General features: G+C 41.3%; 15 protein-coding genes and 1 pseudogene. 13 read left to right on the forward strand and 3 right to left on the reverse strand.

Going from position 1 to position 18,987, the window contains the following annotated elements; all coding sequences use genetic code 11:
* Positions 1-339, forward strand: a pseudogene (locus AAEY97_RS10425) (hypothetical protein); the annotation flags it as partial.
* Between the two features lie 186 nt (positions 340-525).
* On the opposite strand, the gene AAEY97_RS10430 reads toward AAEY97_RS10425, so the two are convergent.
* Positions 526-1,437, reverse strand: coding sequence for a LysR substrate-binding domain-containing protein (locus AAEY97_RS10430; protein WP_101087201.1), 912 nt, complete (start codon positions 1,435-1,437; stop codon positions 526-528).
* 106 nt (positions 1,438-1,543) lie between these two features.
* On the opposite strand from AAEY97_RS10430, the gene AAEY97_RS10435 reads away from it, so the two are divergent.
* The 7 genes from AAEY97_RS10435 to AAEY97_RS10465 all read left to right on the forward strand — a co-directional run bounded on the left by AAEY97_RS10435 (position 1,544) and on the right by AAEY97_RS10465 (position 12,798).
* Entirely contained in the window at positions 1,544-1,981 is a 438-nt protein-coding gene (locus tag AAEY97_RS10435) for a CidA/LrgA family protein (protein ID WP_101086615.1), read from the forward strand.
* A 24-nt stretch (positions 1,982-2,005) separates the two neighbouring features.
* Positions 2,006-2,695: an LrgB family protein gene (locus tag AAEY97_RS10440; protein ID WP_101086616.1), complete on the forward strand. Its 690-nt coding sequence runs from the start codon at positions 2,006-2,008 to the stop codon at positions 2,693-2,695.
* A 742-nt stretch (positions 2,696-3,437) separates the two neighbouring features.
* Positions 3,438-4,733, forward strand: a complete 1,296-nt coding sequence (locus AAEY97_RS10445) for a carbohydrate porin (protein WP_335691322.1) — start codon at positions 3,438-3,440, stop codon at positions 4,731-4,733.
* A gap of 497 nt (positions 4,734-5,230) precedes the next feature.
* The gene (gene ptsP / locus AAEY97_RS10450) at positions 5,231-7,822 is read left to right on the forward strand and encodes a phosphoenolpyruvate--protein phosphotransferase (protein ID WP_350998700.1); all 2,592 of its coding nucleotides are present in this window, start codon (positions 5,231-5,233) and stop codon (positions 7,820-7,822) included.
* Positions 7,823-7,859: 37 nt separating this feature from the next.
* Positions 7,860-9,611: a PTS glucose transporter subunit IIBC gene (ptsG, locus tag AAEY97_RS10455; RefSeq protein WP_101086618.1), complete on the forward strand. Its 1,752-nt coding sequence runs from the start codon at positions 7,860-7,862 to the stop codon at positions 9,609-9,611.
* 569 nt (positions 9,612-10,180) lie between these two features.
* On the forward strand, positions 10,181-11,227 hold the full coding sequence (locus AAEY97_RS10460) for an oxidoreductase (RefSeq protein ID WP_101086619.1): 1,047 nt from the start codon (positions 10,181-10,183) through the stop codon (positions 11,225-11,227).
* Positions 11,228-12,090: 863 nt separating this feature from the next.
* Positions 12,091-12,798 carry a hypothetical protein gene (locus tag AAEY97_RS10465; RefSeq protein ID WP_101086620.1) on the forward strand — a complete coding sequence of 236 codons (708 nt, stop codon included), beginning with the start codon at positions 12,091-12,093 and terminating at the stop codon, positions 12,796-12,798.
* An 83-nt stretch (positions 12,799-12,881) separates the two neighbouring features.
* Here the strand turns inward: AAEY97_RS10465 and AAEY97_RS10470 are convergent, their stop codons facing one another.
* Positions 12,882-13,268, reverse strand: a complete 387-nt coding sequence (locus tag AAEY97_RS10470) for a DUF3301 domain-containing protein (protein WP_101086621.1) — start codon at positions 13,266-13,268, stop codon at positions 12,882-12,884.
* Positions 13,265-14,278, reverse strand: a complete 1,014-nt coding sequence (locus AAEY97_RS10475; protein ID WP_101086622.1) for a DUF3549 family protein — start codon at positions 14,276-14,278, stop codon at positions 13,265-13,267. Before AAEY97_RS10475 ends, AAEY97_RS10470 begins: the two co-directional genes overlap by 4 nt.
* A 48-nt stretch (positions 14,279-14,326) precedes the next feature.
* On the opposite strand from AAEY97_RS10475, the gene AAEY97_RS10480 reads away from it, so the two are divergent.
* From AAEY97_RS10480 to purU, 5 genes are all read left to right on the forward strand, one after another.
* Positions 14,327-14,689: a YqcC family protein gene (locus tag AAEY97_RS10480; protein WP_101086623.1), complete on the forward strand. Its 363-nt coding sequence runs from the start codon at positions 14,327-14,329 to the stop codon at positions 14,687-14,689.
* A 160-nt stretch (positions 14,690-14,849) separates the two neighbouring features.
* Complete coding sequence (truC, locus tag AAEY97_RS10485) at positions 14,850-15,656, forward strand: tRNA pseudouridine(65) synthase TruC (protein ID WP_192115300.1); 807 nt, start codon at positions 14,850-14,852, stop codon at positions 15,654-15,656.
* A gap of 326 nt (positions 15,657-15,982) precedes the next feature.
* Positions 15,983-16,447 carry a flavodoxin gene (locus AAEY97_RS10490; RefSeq protein ID WP_350998704.1) on the forward strand — a complete coding sequence of 155 codons (465 nt, stop codon included), beginning with the start codon at positions 15,983-15,985 and terminating at the stop codon, positions 16,445-16,447.
* The gene (locus AAEY97_RS10495) at positions 16,399-17,877 is read left to right on the forward strand and encodes a PTS transporter subunit EIIC (protein ID WP_350998707.1); all 1,479 of its coding nucleotides are present in this window, start codon (positions 16,399-16,401) and stop codon (positions 17,875-17,877) included. Before AAEY97_RS10490 ends, AAEY97_RS10495 begins: the two co-directional genes overlap by 49 nt.
* Before the next feature lie 179 nt (positions 17,878-18,056).
* On the forward strand, positions 18,057-18,929 hold the full coding sequence (gene purU, locus AAEY97_RS10500) for a formyltetrahydrofolate deformylase (protein WP_174839644.1): 873 nt from the start codon (positions 18,057-18,059) through the stop codon (positions 18,927-18,929).
* Positions 18,930-18,987: the final 58 nt, after the last annotated feature.

Raw genomic sequence — 18,987 nt, forward strand, 5'->3', positions numbered from 1 at the left:
TTAACCTTGGGGTTAACCTTGGGGTTAACCTTGGGGTTAACCTTGGGGTTAACCTTGGGGTTAACCTTGGGGTTAACTGGCTGTGGCGGTTCTGAAGACAGCACCGATGTAACAGATGCAACCAGTTCAACCGATACCGGCACCGATACGGGAACAGAAGATTTAGGCAGTGGCATTTTACATACTGCGTACTATGAGTTTGATGATAACAACGTCAATGTGGTGCTCAGTGGCACGAACATTGTTATTGAAACCAATGGTATGCCTAACCATACATCGCCTTATTGGTCTGCTAGTAATGAGCTGCATGTTGAACCTACTGTTACTTCTTACGCATAAATGCCCCCTGGCTACATTGATGACTTTGTGGGGACCTATACGTTAACGGTAGATAACAGCCCATCTAAAGCAACACCAACCTCTGCTACCGGCTTAGGTGCAATTGTATCTAAATTATTTTGACTCTTCGGTTGATAAAATCTTGGCTAGTTGCTTTCGATAAACATTATGCGTAACGCTGCTGCTTTACTCGTTTTTAGGTTTATTTTCTAGCTGACTTAAATGCTGCTTAATAAGCTTTATCATTGCTTGAGCCGCAAATGATAGATGTTTCTGCTTACGCCAAAACAATGATAACTCCCAGCGTAAATCTTCACTGGCTAAGGGGACATTCACAACCGCTTCGACCCGGTATCGTTCAGCAATAATTTTTGGCAGTATCATTACTCCAGAGCCAGCCGCGACTAGTGCAATGCCAAAATCAGCATGACTGACTCGAGTGATATTTTGGGGTTTAAATCCCGCTTTGGCACAAGCTTCAAGCACTAGCTCATATAAGGCGTATTCTGGCTCAAACATCACTTGGGCCAATTGATCAAGCTCACTTAACTGTAACGTTTCTTTACTCGCAAGTTTATGGCCTGCGGGTAATACAACCACCATTGACTCATTGCGAATACGAATACCACAAAACTCATCATCGAAATCAATAATCCCTGTCGCAAGTTCTATTTCATCTTTGTGTAAGGCTGCCGTTTGCTCTATACCGCCGCGCACCAATAATTGCAGCTCAATACTCGGATATTGTTGTCTAAATTGAGCTATCACAGGGGCAAATAACTCTGCACTGCCTAATGGAGCTAGCCCTAATTTTAGTGAACCACCACTTAAATTACGTAAACAATCCAGTTCAGCCATCATCAGTTGACGGGCTTCCATTAACTTTGAGGCATGGCGATAAACTACTTTCCCTGCTTCAGTTAGCCTGATTTGCGAGCCACGCTTTCCGCGTTCTAGCAATATCATATCAAGCTCTTCTTCCAGTAAGCGTATTGCTTTTGAGAGGGCAGGTTGAGTCACAAATGCTGTGTGACATGCTTTAGCGAAACCGCCAGCATTAACAACCTCAGTGAAATAGTGCAGTGCTTTAAGATCCAATGTCATAACCAAAAGTGATGTAATCAATCATTAATATTCATTTTTTTTATCAATTAAGCAAGGGTAAACTCCGCATATCAACTAAATAACCATTGCGTGAAACTAAATGTTATCTCTATTCACTGGTCATAGTGCCTTTTTAAAGTGCAAAACAACCTTAATCATCCAAGTCAGCGGCCTATGTTTCTTTGCTTGGTTGTGTCAATGGGTTGCTTATTCTGTTCATTCGATTATTCCAGGAAGCGTGATTGGCCTCGGCGTATTGTTGATATTATTGTCTTGCCGATGGATCCCTGAGAAAGTCGTCAAACAAGGTTCGAGCTGGTTAATTGGCGATTTATTGTTATTTTTTATTCCTCCAGTTGTTGCCATTACAAAATATGAGTCATTGCTAGAAAGTTATGGTGCAGAGTTGATTGTGTGCATGTTATTGGCGAGTACGAGTGTGTTATTGGGTACTGCGTTTATTGTCGATAAGCTATTTAAATTTGAACGTCAGCAACGTTTAAACAGCATTACATCTCAGCGCTTACGTGCTGTTTAAAATTGAATATAATGGGGTGTAACAATGAATAGTTCGTTATTAGGTGTATTGTGTTTATTACTCACGTTAGTCGGTTATTATTTTAGTAAGCGCTTGTATTTACGCCAGCAACGCATTTGGTTCGCCCCCATTATTTTAGCCCCTACTATTATTTTGTTGACTGTAGTGATATTTCAAATTCCATTGGTCGATTATTTTCAATTTACCCATTGGCTACCCGCGTTATTAGCGCCTGCGACTATTGCATTTGCAGTGCCAATTTATAGAGAAAGGGCTCTGATTAAACGTTATCCGTTAACCATAAGTGTTGGCGTATTAGTGGGGTTATGTTTAGGCGTTGGTTCATCATGGTTGATTCTCCATTTCACTCATATGCCGGCAGAACTATCTAAAAGCCTCATTGTAAGATCGGTTTCAACTCCCTTTGCTATCGAAGCTACAAGCGCATTTGGTGGCGTCCCTGAATTAACCGCAATGTTAGTGTTAGTGACAGGTATTATGGGTATGCTCATTTGCGATCCTCTTTTTAAAGCTGCCAACATAAAAAGCAGCTTGGCACGAGGTATATCATTAGGCGCGTCAGCCCATGGCGCAGGAGCCGCTAAAGCGAATCAAATTGGCCGAGAAGAAGGCGTCGTCGCAAGTTTAACCATGATTTTTACTGGCATAGCCATGGTGATAACCGCGCCTTTATTTGCGTTACTGTTTAATTAATCTCATATTTGTTTCGACAAATCGTTACGCGATAAAGACTTTCCCTTCGATGGAAATATAGAGTTCTTGCTCACTCGTCACCGCGCTGGAATGCAATTTTATGTACATTATGGCGCAATGTTGATGTTATTAGCATCTTCAAAATCGAATCAAATCGATAGATAAACCTACTCGGATTGATGCTTTCATCACCTATGTTGGTGAGTTAACTGCCCAGGTTAATCAGTCAATCAATATCGTCCGCAATAAGAGCAATAAAACCCACATATTTGGCATGATGATATGGCCTCAGATGTAAGGTTGCGCTTTATTCTTTGTAAGTGGTACTCATAACCGCAAACTCTCCATCACTCCATCACTCCATCACTCCATCTCACATCGGCCTGTATAGCCTCACTAGCACCTGTAACTCCTTCCAAGTGAGTTTTTCTGCCAACGTATCCGTTGGCAATCCTGTTCATCTATGCGCTCCCACTAGAATCTATATTGCGTTAGAAACATTGTTTGTTATGCAAACTAAAAGCCAACTAAATTCAAGAGTGTCTGAAAGAACAGTGGCAATTTTCAACATGAGATCACGCGCTCATAATCAACACATTCAGATTGGTATGTAAATTAATTACTGTATTCTCGTTTTGTAATTACTATTTTTTTTAAACAAAATAACGATTTTGCTACATCAAATAGTGCATTTATTTTTGACGATGCATTGCGCTTTCCAATTGACTAAAAGAAGTATTCAATGAAAAGTATAAATTCTCTCATAACAGCCTCAGTACTGTTACTTATTTGCAGTAGTTCAGTACAAGCCGAAAATTTCTCCGCGGATAACTATTTGTTCGGTGATATTGGTGGTATCCGAAGCCAGATGCATAATGCCGGTATCGACGTTAGCTTAGGTTATACCTTCGAAACCGGAGGCAACTTAACAGGTGGCCAACATCATGCCACTAGTTATGCAGATCAAACCGTTCTTGGTGTTAACTTCGACCTCGAAAAATTATTAGACTTGTCCGATGCCAACTTCCATTTGTCACTGACCAATAGAGGTGGGCAGAGCCAGAATATTAATGATCAAGCTGAAATCGGCCAGTTAATGCAATCTATAGAAGTGTTTGGCCGCGGCAGAGTGACCCGTATTTCTGAGTTTTATTATGAGCAAAAACTACTTAGTGGCGACCTCAATATTAAGTTAGGCCGTATGAATGTTGGCGCTGAATTTGGTGCTTTCCAATGTGAATTTGCCTATCTTGGATTCTGTGGATCCCAATTCGGTAATGTTAATTCCACGGTTTACAACTGGCCTATAAGCCAATGGGCGGGTGTCGTCAAGTATCAGCTAGCGCCAGAATGGTATGTAAAGACCGGGGTTTACCAAATGAACCCAAGCTGGCTTAAAAACAGTCAAAATCTTAATTTGGGCAGTCCTCATGGCACTTTGGGAGTGACGATTCCTGTAGAACTTGCTTGGATGCCCAACCTCAATGACTTACCAGGTACTTATAAACTGGGTTATTGGCATGATACCGTTGGAGGTGAAGATCTTTACTACAATCAAGATGGTAATCCCTTGATTATTGATGGTGGCAAAGCACGTCAACATGACAGTAAAGCTGGCGCTTATTTTGTCGCAGAGCAACAGGTTACTGCTGTAGATGGTGATTCTGTCCGCGGTCTTAGTGTGTTCCTTATGGGGACGTTGAACGATCAAGATATCACTACTGTGGATAAATCATTGGCATTAGGGGTGAATTATCAAGGTCCATTTGCTGCTCGTCCGACAGATAAATGGGGCTTAGCCGCTAAATACCTACATGTGAACGATAGCATAGCTGATAGCGCTCAGCTTTATAATGACAATCACGCACTTTATATGCCTATCCAGGAAACAGAGACGGTCATTGCTAGCTATTACAAATTTCAAGTGACTAAGTATTCTGCTATTCGTCCTGAAATTCAGTACATACATAATCCAGGTGGTATCAGTGAGAATAATGATGCTTGGGTTGTCACTCTCAAAGGTGATATTGCATTTTAACTAAAGCTGAAATACAACATGCACTCTAAAACAGCTTAAATTAACGCTAATATAAGTAACCGTTATTGTAGATGTTTTAGATTCGATTATAGATGAATAAACGCAAGGCTAAATACAGAGGTAACGTTTTCAATCTGCGCTGGGGGTTGTTAACGTTTTGGGATGTTGGTAACAATTAAGTAATTTTGTTACCAATGTCATATCTCGGAGATCTGGTTGGGACATCACATCTTACCTTTGGTAAATTAGTGCCAGATCACTAAGGTATTCACTGCGATTATCCGTGATATTTACCTAAAGAATATCGTCGTCCCTACACATTAAGGAGTGGCAATCGTTGGTCTCCTTAAAAACGTTCATTTAGTTGTGCTAATAGTCAGATTGATAAGGGAGTAGTGAGTAATCATGTAAGCAGCAGCTTTTCATTTTTACTATTTTCACTGCAAAAAATAAAAAACATTAATATTATGCAGTTAAGTGTTTAATTCGGAGTTCCAATGAATAAAAAAACTTCAACCACAATTCAGTTGCTGGCCCCTTTTACGGGGGTGTGCTGTCCACTGAGTCAGGTTCCTGATGCCGCATTTTCCCAAAAGATGGTGGGTGATGGATTAGCGATAGACCCTACAGAAAACATTCTTCACGCCCCATGTGACGCCACCGTTACTCAAATACATCCTTCTAAGCATGCCGTGACTTTATTAACGGCGACTGGCATCGAAATTCTGCTTCATATAGGTGTCGATACCGTTAAATTGAAAGGCGAAGGATTTAAGGCATTAGTGAAAGTGGGTGATGCTGTAAAAGCTAAAACGCCACTGATTGAGCTGGATTTAGATAAAGTGGGTTGCGGTGTAAAAAGTTTGCGTACCGTCATACTGCTCACGGATATGACCAGAATTATTACATTAACACCAACGACTGAACAATTTGTCAACGCGGGCGATCTGTTATTTAGTGCAGAGGTATCAGCGGCAGTTCGTGCTGTAACAAAGTCAGATGACATGGTCAGTTCTGCGCCAATAGTGGTTATTAATCCAACCGGTATTCATGCTCGGCCTGCTGCTGCCATTGTCACTGCGATTAAAGCATTTGACTGTGACGTGATGATTGATAAAGCAGGCAAGCAAGCAAATGCTCGAAGTGTGGTTGGTCTTATGGGGTTAGACATCGCTTTTGGTGAGCAGATTGTTATTCTCGCTAAAGGTAAAGATCAGCAAGCGGCAATAGCAGCATTATCTGAGGCGATAAGCACTGGTTTAGGTGAAGAGGGCGCCGATGCTTCACTTGTGACTAAGAACGTTAAAAGCGACTTCGATCCTTTTTCCGAACCATCACTACTACTACAAACGAGCCAAGATCCACGTCAGCTGATTGGTGTGGAGGCATCTCCCGGTCAAGTTAAAGGGCGTTTATACGTGATTAAAGCTGAAGTGCCTAAGTTTGACACTTTTGCCGACGATGCACAGGTTGAACAGCAAACTTTAGACGATGCAATGAAGGTGGCTAATCAAACCTTAGTCGAACTGGTTGAAGAGCTGCATAACAAGGATATGGGGCAAAAAGCCGATATTTTTGTGGCCCACCAAGAGCTAATGTCAGATCCTGATTTGTACGATGACTGTATTATTGAATTACAGCAAGGTAAGTCGGCCCCTTATGCCTGGAGTAAAAGTATTTGTCGCCAAGCGGACAAACTTGCTGGAATGGACAACCCATTACTCGCAGGACGAGCAACAGACCTTATCGACGTTGGTAATCGAGTTTCACGTATTATGGCGGGATTGTCTCAAGATACTATTCCGGCTGAACTCCCTGAAAATACCATTTTAGTCGCCAAAGATTTAACCCCTTCAGATACAGCCAAACTAAACCCCGCATTTGTTAAAGGAATTTGCACCACTTTAGGAGGGGCATCGAGCCACAGTGCTATTTTAGCTAGAGCAATGGGTATTGCTGCTATGGCTGGTGTTGAAGCTAAGATCATGACCTTGCACGGTACTGAGGTGTTACTCGATACAGCAAAAGGTTATCTATTATTGTCGCCAACAGAAGCTGAAATGGCGCAACTTGATGTGATTAAAAATGCCGCTGAGCAGCAGAAAGCCTTGGCTTTAGCGCACAAAGATGAGACAGCCGTTACCTTAGATGGAGTGCGATTTGAAATTGCCGGCAATATCGCTAAAGTCAGTGATGCCCAAAAATTAGTTGAAATGGGAGGCGAAGCGGTTGGTTTATTGCGTTCTGAATTCCTTTATCAAGACCAATCAGTTGCACCTTCAGAGGATGATCAGGAACAAGTCTATCGTGCGGTATTGCAAACGTTAGGACAGCGTCCTTTAGTTGTGCGTACGTTAGATGTAGGAGGAGATAAGCCGTTAGCCTATTTACCTTTGCCTAAAGAAGATAATCCATTTCTCGGTGAACGTGGTATCCGTGTTGGTTTAGATAAGCCTGCAGTATTACGACAACAAGTTCGCGCACTATTGAAAGCGGCTGGTGCAGGAAACTTACGCATTATGTTCCCGATGGTAGCATCTTTGTTTGAGCTTAAGTTAGCCAAACAAGTTGTAAAAGAAGAAGCCGAAAAATTGGCTATCGATATTAGTGGGATCCAAATTGGCATCATGATTGAAGTGCCATCGGCAGCCGTAATGGCAGATGTGTTGGCTGAACATGTCGACTTTTTCTCTATTGGTACTAATTATTTGACTCAATATACCTTAGCGATTGATCGTGGACACCCTAAGTTAGCCGCCATTGCTGATGGATTGCATCCTGCAGTATTACGCCTGATCGATATGACGGTTAAGGCCGCGCATGCCAAAGGTAAATGGGCTGGCATTTGTGGTGGATTGGCCGGCGAAAAAGATGCTGTGCCTATTTTGGTCGGCTTAGGTATTGATGAACTGTCTGTGAGTGTGCCTTCAATTCCAGAAGTGAAGCATCAAGTGCGTCATTTAAATCAGCAAGCGTGTCAGCTTATAGCTGCTAAAGCGATGAGCTGTGCAGATGCCAAAGATGTTCGAGCATTAATGCGAGATCCTAATACGTTACTTGCCGTTAAAGGCGATATTGAAAAACGTTGATCACTTGGTAATCTATTAAAATTTCTAAGGTTGTATTATGACATCTAAAACAATAACAGCAGCTAAACCGAAGAAGGCTATGATGAGTGGCGCATTTTCGGTTTTACAAAAAGTGGGCAAATCGGTCATGTTGCCGGTTTCCGTATTACCCGTGGCGGGTATCTTATTAGGCGTTGGGAGCGCAGGTTTTAGTGTGCTCCCCGATATCGTCAATGTGTTAATGGTACAAGCGGGCGAAGCCATTTTTAGCAATATGGGATTGCTATTCGCGATAGGTATCGCGTTAGGATTTGCTAAAAATGATGGTGTGGCTGCTATGGCGGCCTTAGTGGGATATGCCATCATGGTTAAAACCATCGGCGTACTTGAACCTGGTACTGATGTGGGCGTGTTTGGCGGTATGATTGCCGGTGCTATTGCTGCAGCGACCTTTAACCGTTTCTTTAAAATTCAATTACCTTCATATCTTGGATTCTTCTCAGGTAAACGAAGTGTGCCTATTATTACTGGTTTTGGAGCGATCTTTGCGGGAGTTATCTTATCGTTCATTTGGCCTCCGATAGGCAATGCTATTGCTGCATTTTCCCATTGGGCGGCATATCAAAATCCAACATTAGCTTTTGGTATTTATGGTGTGGTTGAGCGTTCGTTAATTCCAGCCGGTTTACACCATGTATGGAACGTACCTTTCTTCTTCGAAGCGGGCAATTGTGTTGACAGTTTAGGTAAACCTGCAACTGGCGTACTGACGTGTTATTTGCAAGCAGACGATGCGAGTCGAGCTGCTGGTAATGGCTTCGGTCAACTTGCGGGAGGTTATTTGTTTAAAATGTTTGGTTTACCTGCTGCTGCAATGGCGATTTGGCATACTGCGCGCCCAGAAAATCGTGTCATGGTCGGTAGTATCATGATTTCGGCAGCGTTAACCGCATTTTTAACCGGAATTACTGAACCCATTGAGTTTGCATTCTTATTTGCCGCACCATTACTTTATGTAGTACATGCGTTAATGGCTGGTCTTGCTTATGTGCTAGTAAATATGTTTGGTGTTGTTCATGGAACCTCTTTCTCACACGGTTTGATCGATTTTCTTGTTCTTTCAGGTCATTCGCAAAAAATCTGGTTGCTGGTGGTGTTAGGTCTCATTTATGCGGCTTTGTATTACGTGGTGTTTAGATTCTTAATTTTGAAGTTCGACTTGAAAACGCCAGGTCGAATGGATGTTGAATTAGAGATCGTTTCATCAGAAGGGACAGAAAGAGCGCGTAACTTTATCGAAGCCTTCGGCGGACCAGAGAACCTAGTCAATGTGGATTCTTGTATTACCCGCTTACGGATGGATGTGCGCGATACCAGTAAAGTGGATCAAGCTAGATTGAAGCAGTTAGGCGCCAGTGGCGTGTTGATTTCGGGAAATGCGGTACAAGCTATTGTGGGGACTATCGCCGAAGTGTCACGTACCGAAATTGATGAAATGCTCGCGTCAGGTGGCTATCTTGCTGCGACTCCCACGCCTGTAATAGCAACCGCAACGGTTAACATTTCAGCAAAGGATCGCGAGCAAGCTCAAGCCATCCTGCCACTATTGGGTGACGTGAGTTCATGTCGTGCTATTGCCGATAATCGCTTACGCTTAGAAGTGAAAGATGCCAGTCTATTAGACAGTACCGCCCTTCAAGCCCATGGCATTGAAGCTGTGTTGGTTTTAAATCCGAACTTGGTTCATTTAATTTTTAGTATGAATACAACAGGACTAGCCAGCGTGTTAAATGAGACTTTTGCCGACTGAAGCTGTTAAGAAGAGGTGATTCAGTCAGATATATGAGTATTAAAATATGATGACAGTATTGACCACATGTTGAATAGCCAACAATTGAATTTGAAAAGGCTTTTTAGGACAGTGTTCGATTAGCGTAGAACAGAAAAAGCCTCATCAGAAATGATGGGGCTTTTTAATAATTTTATACTCAAGGTTTATATGAGTAATATGTCGATGAACCCACCGAAGCGGGTGAGGGTAAGTTATTGAAAAATTGATTTAAATGGTTTGAAGACTTTGTAAGCTTGTTGGTAAGTTGCCGGGTGTCAGTAATAAAGACAACGTTCTAACATTAAATTATCGATACCTCACACCACTAGAACCCCCCAGTCTGAAGTTTTACAAACTACAATATTTATGCAGTGGTATTGTGACTCCGACAGGTTAAAAATGTATTTACATAAATAAGGCAGATTCATTTTTATAATATTAACACTTCGGTCAGCAAATTGTTATGTAACGGAATTTACAAAATAGAGCAATTTTTATAGGTAGTGACGATGATCAAATTTTTGGTTGCTCATGCTAGGAATTAATTTATGACAAAGATACTCAAAACAGGCATCGTTGGTTACGGCTATGCCGCAAAAACGTTTCATGCACCATTGATTAAGGCTGTATCGGGCCTACAACTCGCCGCAATATCCTCCAGCAATCCGGCAAAGGTGCATATAGACCAACCTGATTTGGCTGTGTTCTCATCCCCCGAAGAGTTATTTTCCTGCGCTGATATAGATTTGGTGGTTATTCCAACTCCCAATGATACGCATTTTCCTCTTGCGGCAGCGGCTCTAGCAGCCGGTAAGCACGTAGTTTTGGATAAGCCATTCACTCTCACTACTAGTGAAGGTAAGGAGCTTATTAAGCTCGCTCATCAATATGATCGGCTGCTATCAGTATTTCATAATCGCCGTTGGGATTCCGATTTTTTGACGTTAAAGAAGGTGTTGCGCGAAGGTTCACTAGGCCGTGTGACACATTTTGAATCACACTTTGACCGCTATAGGCCTGAAGTTCAAACGCGCTGGCGTGAGTCGGCTGCTCTAGGCGGAGGTTTGTGGTTTGACTTGGGATCGCATTTACTCGATCAGGCACTGCAGTTGTTTGGTACACCAAAAACAATGTGGTTAGACCTGGCTCAACAACGTGATGGAGCAGTCGCAGATGACTGGTTTCATGCCGTGCTGGGATATGACGAAATGCGGGTAATTCTTCATGGTAGTGCATTGGTTGCTAACCCTGGCCCACGTATGACAGTGCATGGCACTAGTGGCAGCTTTACTAAGTTTGGTCTTGATACGCAGGAGAATGCGCTTAAGTCAGGTCAGCAGCCTGGAACTCCGGGGTGGGGAAACGATCCACTTTCTTGCAAATTATCGCTGAAACACAAAGACGCGATTATCGAGCAAGACATCATAACGACACCAGGCAATTACCAAGCATATTATGAAGGCATTCGCGATGCGATTTGTCTTGGCAGCCCAAATCCAGTAACGGCAGAGCAGGCCCTTTTGGTCATGAGACTTATTGGACTCGGCATTGCCAGTGCTGAAGAAGGTCGTAAGTTGAAAGTGTTTGATCTCTGAGTATACGCACTAAATTTTTATATTATTTTCGAGCAAGAATACTTGCTCGATTATAAATTAACTTATGTTGTGTAGTGGATATAAAAATCGTTAACTTGTTGTTTACCTTTTCTGCTACACACTTTGTGAGATATATCTCACAAAGTGTGTGAGCCGAATCACCTTATTACGGGTTAATATTTCTCCTGAATATTTAAGTTATTGATTGTAAAGTTTATTTAATTTTGTGTTATCTGTGAGGTATTTTAATCATTTAGAGGTACCTGTTTACGTAGAGGTAAATGAATTATTATTTATCTCGTTCCTAGGACGGGAATATTACAAGGTAGTAAAGAGGTCTTGGAAGACCATGAGTATATGGAAATAACGGACGGTATTGAGTTTCAGGATGAAACGTTAAACTTGCTCAATGGACGCAATAGCGGATTAAGCGAGTTTTATAACATTATCAGGATGATAGTGTGCAATGGATGCAAGATTCTACGCAAATGATTTGCGACAGGATACGTTAAGAATTTCATGGATGATATAAGGACACGCTCAGGATGGAGCAGGCTCGGTAAAAGGATAATCGAGTAAGATGGAAAGTACTTAATTGTACAAGGAACATCAAGGATTGAACAAGGATAGAGCAGGAAGCAAGTGATACGCATGGATGGTGCAGGGAGCACATTTATAGCTGGAAAGCTTAACAAGAGATAAAGAGGCCGCGACAGTTACTGTCGCGGCCTTTCTTTTGGTTTTTTTCAGAGCAATGGAACTTTGTAGTGATATGTTGTCCAATTGTAAAGTGCCTATGTGTAGGGTTTGAGTACCTCATTTAAGTACACAACATCTAACTCACCATTGTATAAGGAGATAGCATGAAAGGGTTTAAAGTTGCACTATTGGTAGGTTTTTCATTCGTTTGCTATAACGCCAATGCAGCCGTGAGCGAAGAACAACAGCAATGGGTTGAGCAAGCGTTCAGCGATCTTAATAGTAATAATGACGGTACCAAGGTGCTTTGGCAGTATTCACAGCAAACAGTGATGCCAGACATGACACGTATTGAACAATTCAATGCATCTTTAACTGAAACTGAACGTTGGAGTTTGGTGTCTGAAAATGGTGATACTCCTGGTAAAAAGCGCTTAACTGAATACCGAGAACGTCAACAAGATCTGCATGAAGATAAAGACGAAACTAGCTATGAATTAGCGTTTTCTGATTTAATTGATTTGTCGACATTGGTTTTTGTCGGTGAGGATGACAATAATATGTCATTTACGTTTACACCCAATATTGATGAGCTAGACAATAACGTATTAGCAGGCGTGCTTTATTTGGATAAAACATCCAAGCATTTACGTAAAATTCTCATCAAAAATACTGACGAGTTAAATCCTGCGTTTTCAGTTACGTTAACTAAATTTGAATTAGAGTTAAGTTTTGATGTGTTTGAGGGATTAGTGATGCCAGCTCATACATCAACCACTATAATGGGTACAGCGGCAATTTTTAAGTCACTCGACAGTGTTCAAACTGTTACCTACAGCGATTATAAAATCCTCAACAATCCACAAACTTAATTGCATTTTATGGCAATAAAAAACGCTATTTTTTTGAAAAATAGCGTTTTTTTTGATTCAACATCGACTAATAAATAATGATATTAGTGGCATTTACCAGAATCACAGCTTTTACTGCTGCCACAACTGCCAAATTTACCGCTCGCCATTGGTGCATCCATCCATTCTGGTTCAGGGAAAATTGGCCATTCAATTTTTTTGGCTCGATTACCATGCATTAAAATATGGCCGCGATATTGGTTAATACCATCGGTGCTAAACTCGAACATGAATGTTGCTTTCCAACAAATGCCAGTACTGCCACCAATACTTGGACGGGCTGATTCCATTGCAATAGCCAGTAGTTGTACGTTTTGCTTTTTACAGGCTTGCTCTGTAATCGTTCGGCTTAATTCTGCCATTTGTCGAAGTTGCCAAAAAAAAGCAGCAACGACAACTAAAGCAACAATTAATAAAAAATCAGTCATCATAGGCTGGTAGCTCTAAATAATCCGCCAATTGCGGTTGCTAATTGAACGCTTCTGTCTGGATGCCTTAAGTCGGCTAATAATCCAGAACGTAAGCTGGGTATTGCCACGATATCAGCAAATACTTGATTAAAGAAGTGCTGAGGCTGTTTTGCTAGCGCTTCTAAATAGTGTTTACGAGTGGCATCATCTTTTAACGCTAACCAGTTACGTGCAGCAATTGTTATTAGCGTGTTGTCGTCTAAATGTTGTTGTTCATTGAGCTGGTTAATGGCTGTCGTACTGTATTGAACATCAGATGCTAATGCCGCTAAATACATTACTTTTATATGGTCTTCAGCTTGTTCTAATTGATTAAATAAGTACTCGGCAAGGCGTTTATCAATATTAATGTGTTCTAAGCATTGGCAAAGGGCGGCTTGCACTTCAATAGGTGCATTATCAAGTGCATTTATAATGTCATCAAGATGGTTGAATTGATGTGCGCGAACGCAAATATCGGCTAAACCTTGTAAACCCAGTAGTGGCCATGTGTTTTGCGCTGCTTGGCCAGACAAATACTGCGTAGCAAATTCATATTGGCTCGATGCGGGTTGACCAAGCTGAAGTCTGACCAATGCATTAAATAACGCCAGTTTGTGCTGATTAGGCTTAAAGCTGAAAGGATGATTGGCTAATTGTTCTTGCTGTACATCGGTTAATGCTTGGGTTGGATTACGACCTAGGGCTTCTAAAATCATTTTAATAAACTGAGTTCGAGGCGCAGGTGATAATAAACCTTGCTCATCTAGAGGTAACTTTACAAACCAAATATAAGGTAATTGTTCTTGTTGCCAAAATACGATAGCAAACTGTGCATGGCCTTGAATAGGATAAGGATACGGTGCCAGTAAAGAATCAATTTGCTGAAAAGCTAACATATCGATATGTTGCACTCGGCGACCTAAATCGTATATTTGGAATTGTGTATTTGCGGTCGTCAGAAACTGGCTTAAGGTGGTTATCTCGGTCATGGGGTCGTCACTAAATCAAAGAAGTTGGATGGGTATTCAATGGGCTAAATGATATCATACTCCGACTTAGCCTTTATGTTGTCGTTCATTTTTATGCTTTATTTAGCCAGTCAAAATTATTTAGTTAAATTAGAACAATTGCTTAAGGAATTTCAGCTATGGTCTGATATCTCACCTCCTGCATCTGTTATGGCGAGTACTGCACCTTTTTGCTGTGATGTAATGGCATTCGAGCAATGGTTGCAGTTTATTTTTATTCCAAAGATGACCGAGCTTATTGCGCAACGACAACCTTTACCGACCAATATGGCATTAGCGCCTATGGCCGAGCATGTGTGGCAAGGTATGCACTATGGTGATGTTCTGATTGCTCAATTACAACAATTTGATACTTTGCTCAGTCAGCGTTAAGCGAATGACAAACACCACCACATTCCAACAAAAAAATTAAGCCAATACTGAGTTGGCCAATACAAAATAAGTAAAGTGATAACAAATGATCTTAAAAGATAACGATGCTGAATACTCATTAGATAACGATGACTTATGTGAACCAATAGGCTCAGAATACATGGATGAGACCTCTACTGCAGATACTGAATTAGACAGTGATTTACAACCTCCCCATATCGACATTCTATTTGAAGACGAGCACCTAGTTGCTATCCATAAGCCTGCTGGTTTGTTGGTTCATCGTAGTTATTTAGCCCGTAGAGAGCGTTTTTTTGCGATGCAGATGACTCGTGATTTAGTGGGCTGCCATGTTTTTCCGGTGCACCGCCTGGATAGACCAACATCCGGAGTATTGCTGTTTGCCAAGTCTAGTGAGGTGGCTCGGGCATTATGTGAGCAATTTGCTGATCACAGTATCAAAAAACACTACTTAGCCATAGTCCGTGGCAATATGCATGAGTCTGGCACGCTAGATTATGCCCTAAAACAGGAATTTGATGATTTAGGCGATAAGCATGTTGATCCCAACAAAGCCGCACAAGAAGCCGTGACGGATTATCAACCATTATTGAATACCGAAATACCGTTTAGTTCTGGTCGTTATCCTTCCAGCCGTTACGGTTTGGTAAGATTAAGCCCTCATACAGGCCGCAAGCATCAATTACGTCGTCATATGGCACATTTACGTCATCCAATTGTTGGTGATACAACCCATGGTGATGGTAAACAAAATAAGTTCTTTCGCGAACACTTCGGTATTAACCGTTTGTGGTTGATTGCAAAAAGCCTGCAGTTTGTGCATCCGGTAACCCAGCAAGCAATGCATATTGAAACAGAGTTAGAAGCTGAATGGTTGAATGTTTTTAACGCATTTGGCTGGGATGATGATCAATTATCCTCAATGCCAAGTATATTATTAAGTTAATTCATTCGGTCTGCAAGCAAGGCTTTAAGCTTTTCAAATTCGGGGATATGCGGTATAGGTTCGTGCTGCTTTTGTTCGATGTGGAAATAATAGTTACGACGAATGTGGGCGAATTTATGTTGTAGTTTTAGTCTTCGCTTTCTGCTCACTTGTCGCATCGTCTTGATTCCGTTATTGCGCTATTTCATTTGGGGCAACTGATGTTGACCATATCGATTTAAATTACTTTATAAAGACACTTGCGAGAGACTCAAACAATACAGTAAGGTAAGTCACTAAGACTCAAGGTCTTTTATATCGTATTACATTTAAGGGGAAAGTATACCATGAAAAAGGTCAATGTTGTTTTTGGTACCGTTTATGGTAGCGCACAATTTACAGCCGAAACAGTGACTAAAGCGATTGCAAAATTAGGGTTTACAACTAAGCTTTGGCAACCCAATGAATTATCTGGTTTTATACCACCTCAAGATGAACTACTCATAGTAGTGTCATCAACCACAGGGCAAGGTGATATACCCGAGGATATGTCTCCTTGGTTTAATGAACTTAAATCCAGTGCACCGTATTTACCATTATTGCAATACAGCCTAATTGGGTTAGGCGATTCGAGCTATGACACTTTTTGTGGGGCGATAAAACAATTTGATGAGTTGTTAACCGAGTTGGGTGCCAAACCGCTGACTGAACGATTAGAAATTGATGCCTGTGAAACAATGGAACCCGAAATAGAAGCTAAAACATGGATAGCCACTTGGCACAACGCCGTCATATCGGTAAACGTAGCGTAAGTTTTTTTACGCAACAATGGTTTAAATTCGCACAGCGCCTGAGTCAAGCACTGCTCATACCTATTGCTATTTTACCTGCTGCGGGGGTGATGTTAGGGTTGACGGTTAACCCGTTGCCATTTATCCCTGCAGAATTAAATACAGTATTTTCTGCTGTAGGCAATCTGGTTTTTACCATGATGCCTTTGCTGTTTAGTGTTGCTGTAGCGATTGGTTTTTGTCGAGATCAAGGCATTGCAGCATTTTCAGCTGTATTTGGTTTCGGGGTGTTTTTGTCCACGATGGGTGCCCTAACAAATATTTATGGTCTGGTATCGCGACCGCTCTGGGGCATGCAAACGATTGACACTGGTATCGCTGGCGGAATGTTAGTCGGTGCGATGACATGTTTAGCTGTCAATCTTAGTCAACATGTTAAATTGCCTGCTATTTTTTCATTTTTCGAAGGTCGTCGCAGTGCGCCAATAATTACTATACCCCTGTCTATGGCACTGGCTTATTTACTTATTCATGTTTGGCCACCCTTGTCGCATATTATTGAACTCCTTTCTGATTGGGCTGTATATCAAGACCCCGCTATTGCTTTTGGGGTTTACGGAACAGTTGAACGCTTATTAATTCCACTAGGGTTGCATCATATTTGGAATGCGCCATTTTATCTTGAAGTAGGGCAGTACATTAATCAAGGTACAGTCGTTAGGGGTGAGGTGGCGCGTTATTTGGCCGGCGATCCATTGGCGGGAAATCTTGCTGGTGGCTATTTGATTAAAATGTGGGGCTTACCCGCGGCAGCATTAGCGATTTGGCGTTGTGCTGATAAATCCGAGCGTAACAGAGTTGCGGGGATTATGTTATCAGCGGCGACAGCTAGTTGGTTAACCGGGGTGACAGAGCCGATAGAATTTGCCTTTATGTTTGTCGCGCCAATTTTGTTTATTGTGCATGCATTACTCACGGGCATAGCTTACAGCGTGTGTATTTTACTAGAAGTTCATCACAGCATCGTGTTCTCTCATGGGCTGGTAGATTTCACCTTATTGTTTTCTCGCTCTGCTAATACTCATTGGATTTGGATATTGGGCCCGCTTACCACAGTAATCTATTATGCCATTTTTAGGGCCAGTATTTTAGCGTTCAATTTAAAAACACCTGGCCGAATCGAGCAAAGTGATTTACCTGCAGAGCCTAAAGAGAGCTTGCGGGCTATGATTTCTGCATTGGGCGGACGCGAGAATATTGTTGAGATTAATGCCTGTTTAACCCGCTTACGTATAAGTGTTAATCAAGCCAATTTAATCGATAAAGCTAGACTAATGCGTTTAGGAGCTAAAGGCGTGGTTGTTATGGGCAAAGGTGTACAAGTTGTTTATGGCACTAAGGCTGAAACATTACGTAAATTGCTGCAAAAATATTTAGATTCTCGGCGTTAGTACGGACGGTTGTTTCATTAAGCCATAATAGTTGTTGCTTAACTTGTCATACATATTTGAGAGTTTTGTATCTAAAGCAAGAATATTTCTCTTTTATGAGCATTTATCATTAAAAACATCACCCAAAAATCTTTTTAAATGGCACACTGTAAAACAGTATTTTAAGAGGAGTTGTACGCGTGAGTCATCAAGATAAAACTATTTTTACCCCAGCTAATTTACAACGTAAAGTGCTAATAACCGATTGTGCTGATGCTCAGGGGTTGATAGCTAAAATCACCAACGTATGTTTTGCTCATCAATTAAACATTATTAAAAACACCGAATTTGTTGACCACACTCAAGGCCGCTTTTTTATGCGTGCGGAGCTTGAAGGGGTGTTTGATGATGAACGCCTACTGAATGAATTACGTGAAGTATTGCCAGCTAAAAATCATATGAAATTAGTGGATATGGGTAAAAAACGTATCGTGATCATGGTGACAAAAGAAGCCCATTGTTTAGGCGATATTTTGATGAAGTCTTATTATGGCGGTTTAGATGTTGAGATTGCCGCTGTGGTAGGCAATTATGATGTGTTGCAGCCATTAACTGAAAAGTTTGATATTCCATTTCATTATGTTAGTCATGAAGGTTTAAACCGTCAGGAGCATGAACAAGCCATGCTTAAAGTGATAAAACCCTATGATCCTGACTTTGTTGTACTCGCTAAATATATGCGAGTATTAACACCCGAGTTTGTAACAGCATTTGCAGATAAAATTATTAATATTCATCATTCTTTTTTACCTGCATTCATTGGCGCATCACCTTATAAACAAGCGTGGGATCGTGGTGTTAAAATTATTGGTGCAACAGCACACTTTGTGAACAATCACTTGGACGAAGGGCCGATTATTAAACAAGATGTCATTTCAGTTGATCACAGTTATAGCGCAGAAGAATTAGCCCATAATGGCCGTGACGTTGAAAAAAGCGTATTAAGTAAAGCACTGCAATTGGTATTAAATGAACAAGTTGTGGTGTACGGTAATAAAACGGTCGTGTTTTAAAGTTTGTAGATATACATCATTTGACGTTAAATCAAATGGTGTTATCTTTAAAGATAAA

It is taken from the genome of Shewanella sp. TB7-MNA-CIBAN-0143 (genome assembly GCF_040310065.1).
Lineage (GTDB): Bacteria > Pseudomonadota > Gammaproteobacteria > Enterobacterales > Shewanellaceae > Shewanella.

Coding starts and splice junctions, on each gene's coding strand:
- AAEY97_RS10465 (WP_101086620.1), top strand. CDS start 12,091: ATGAAAGGGTTTAAAGTTGCACTATTGGTAGGTTTTTCATTCGTTTGC.
- AAEY97_RS10470 (WP_101086621.1), bottom strand. CDS start 13,268: ATGATGACTGATTTTTTATTAATTGTTGCTTTAGTTGTCGTTGCTGCT.
- AAEY97_RS10490 (WP_350998704.1), top strand. CDS start 15,983: ATGAAAAAGGTCAATGTTGTTTTTGGTACCGTTTATGGTAGCGCACAA.
- ptsG (WP_101086618.1), top strand. CDS start 7,860: ATGACATCTAAAACAATAACAGCAGCTAAACCGAAGAAGGCTATGATG.
- truC (WP_192115300.1), top strand. CDS start 14,850: ATGGATGAGACCTCTACTGCAGATACTGAATTAGACAGTGATTTACAA.
- AAEY97_RS10495 (WP_350998707.1), top strand. CDS start 16,399: ATGGATAGCCACTTGGCACAACGCCGTCATATCGGTAAACGTAGCGTA.
- AAEY97_RS10480 (WP_101086623.1), top strand. CDS start 14,327: ATGATATCATACTCCGACTTAGCCTTTATGTTGTCGTTCATTTTTATG.
- AAEY97_RS10460 (WP_101086619.1), top strand. CDS start 10,181: ATGACAAAGATACTCAAAACAGGCATCGTTGGTTACGGCTATGCCGCA.
- ptsP (WP_350998700.1), top strand. CDS start 5,231: ATGAATAAAAAAACTTCAACCACAATTCAGTTGCTGGCCCCTTTTACG.
- AAEY97_RS10435 (WP_101086615.1), top strand. CDS start 1,544: ATGTTATCTCTATTCACTGGTCATAGTGCCTTTTTAAAGTGCAAAACA.
- AAEY97_RS10440 (WP_101086616.1), top strand. CDS start 2,006: ATGAATAGTTCGTTATTAGGTGTATTGTGTTTATTACTCACGTTAGTC.
- AAEY97_RS10475 (WP_101086622.1), bottom strand. CDS start 14,278: ATGACCGAGATAACCACCTTAAGCCAGTTTCTGACGACCGCAAATACA.
- AAEY97_RS10445 (WP_335691322.1), top strand. CDS start 3,438: ATGAAAAGTATAAATTCTCTCATAACAGCCTCAGTACTGTTACTTATT.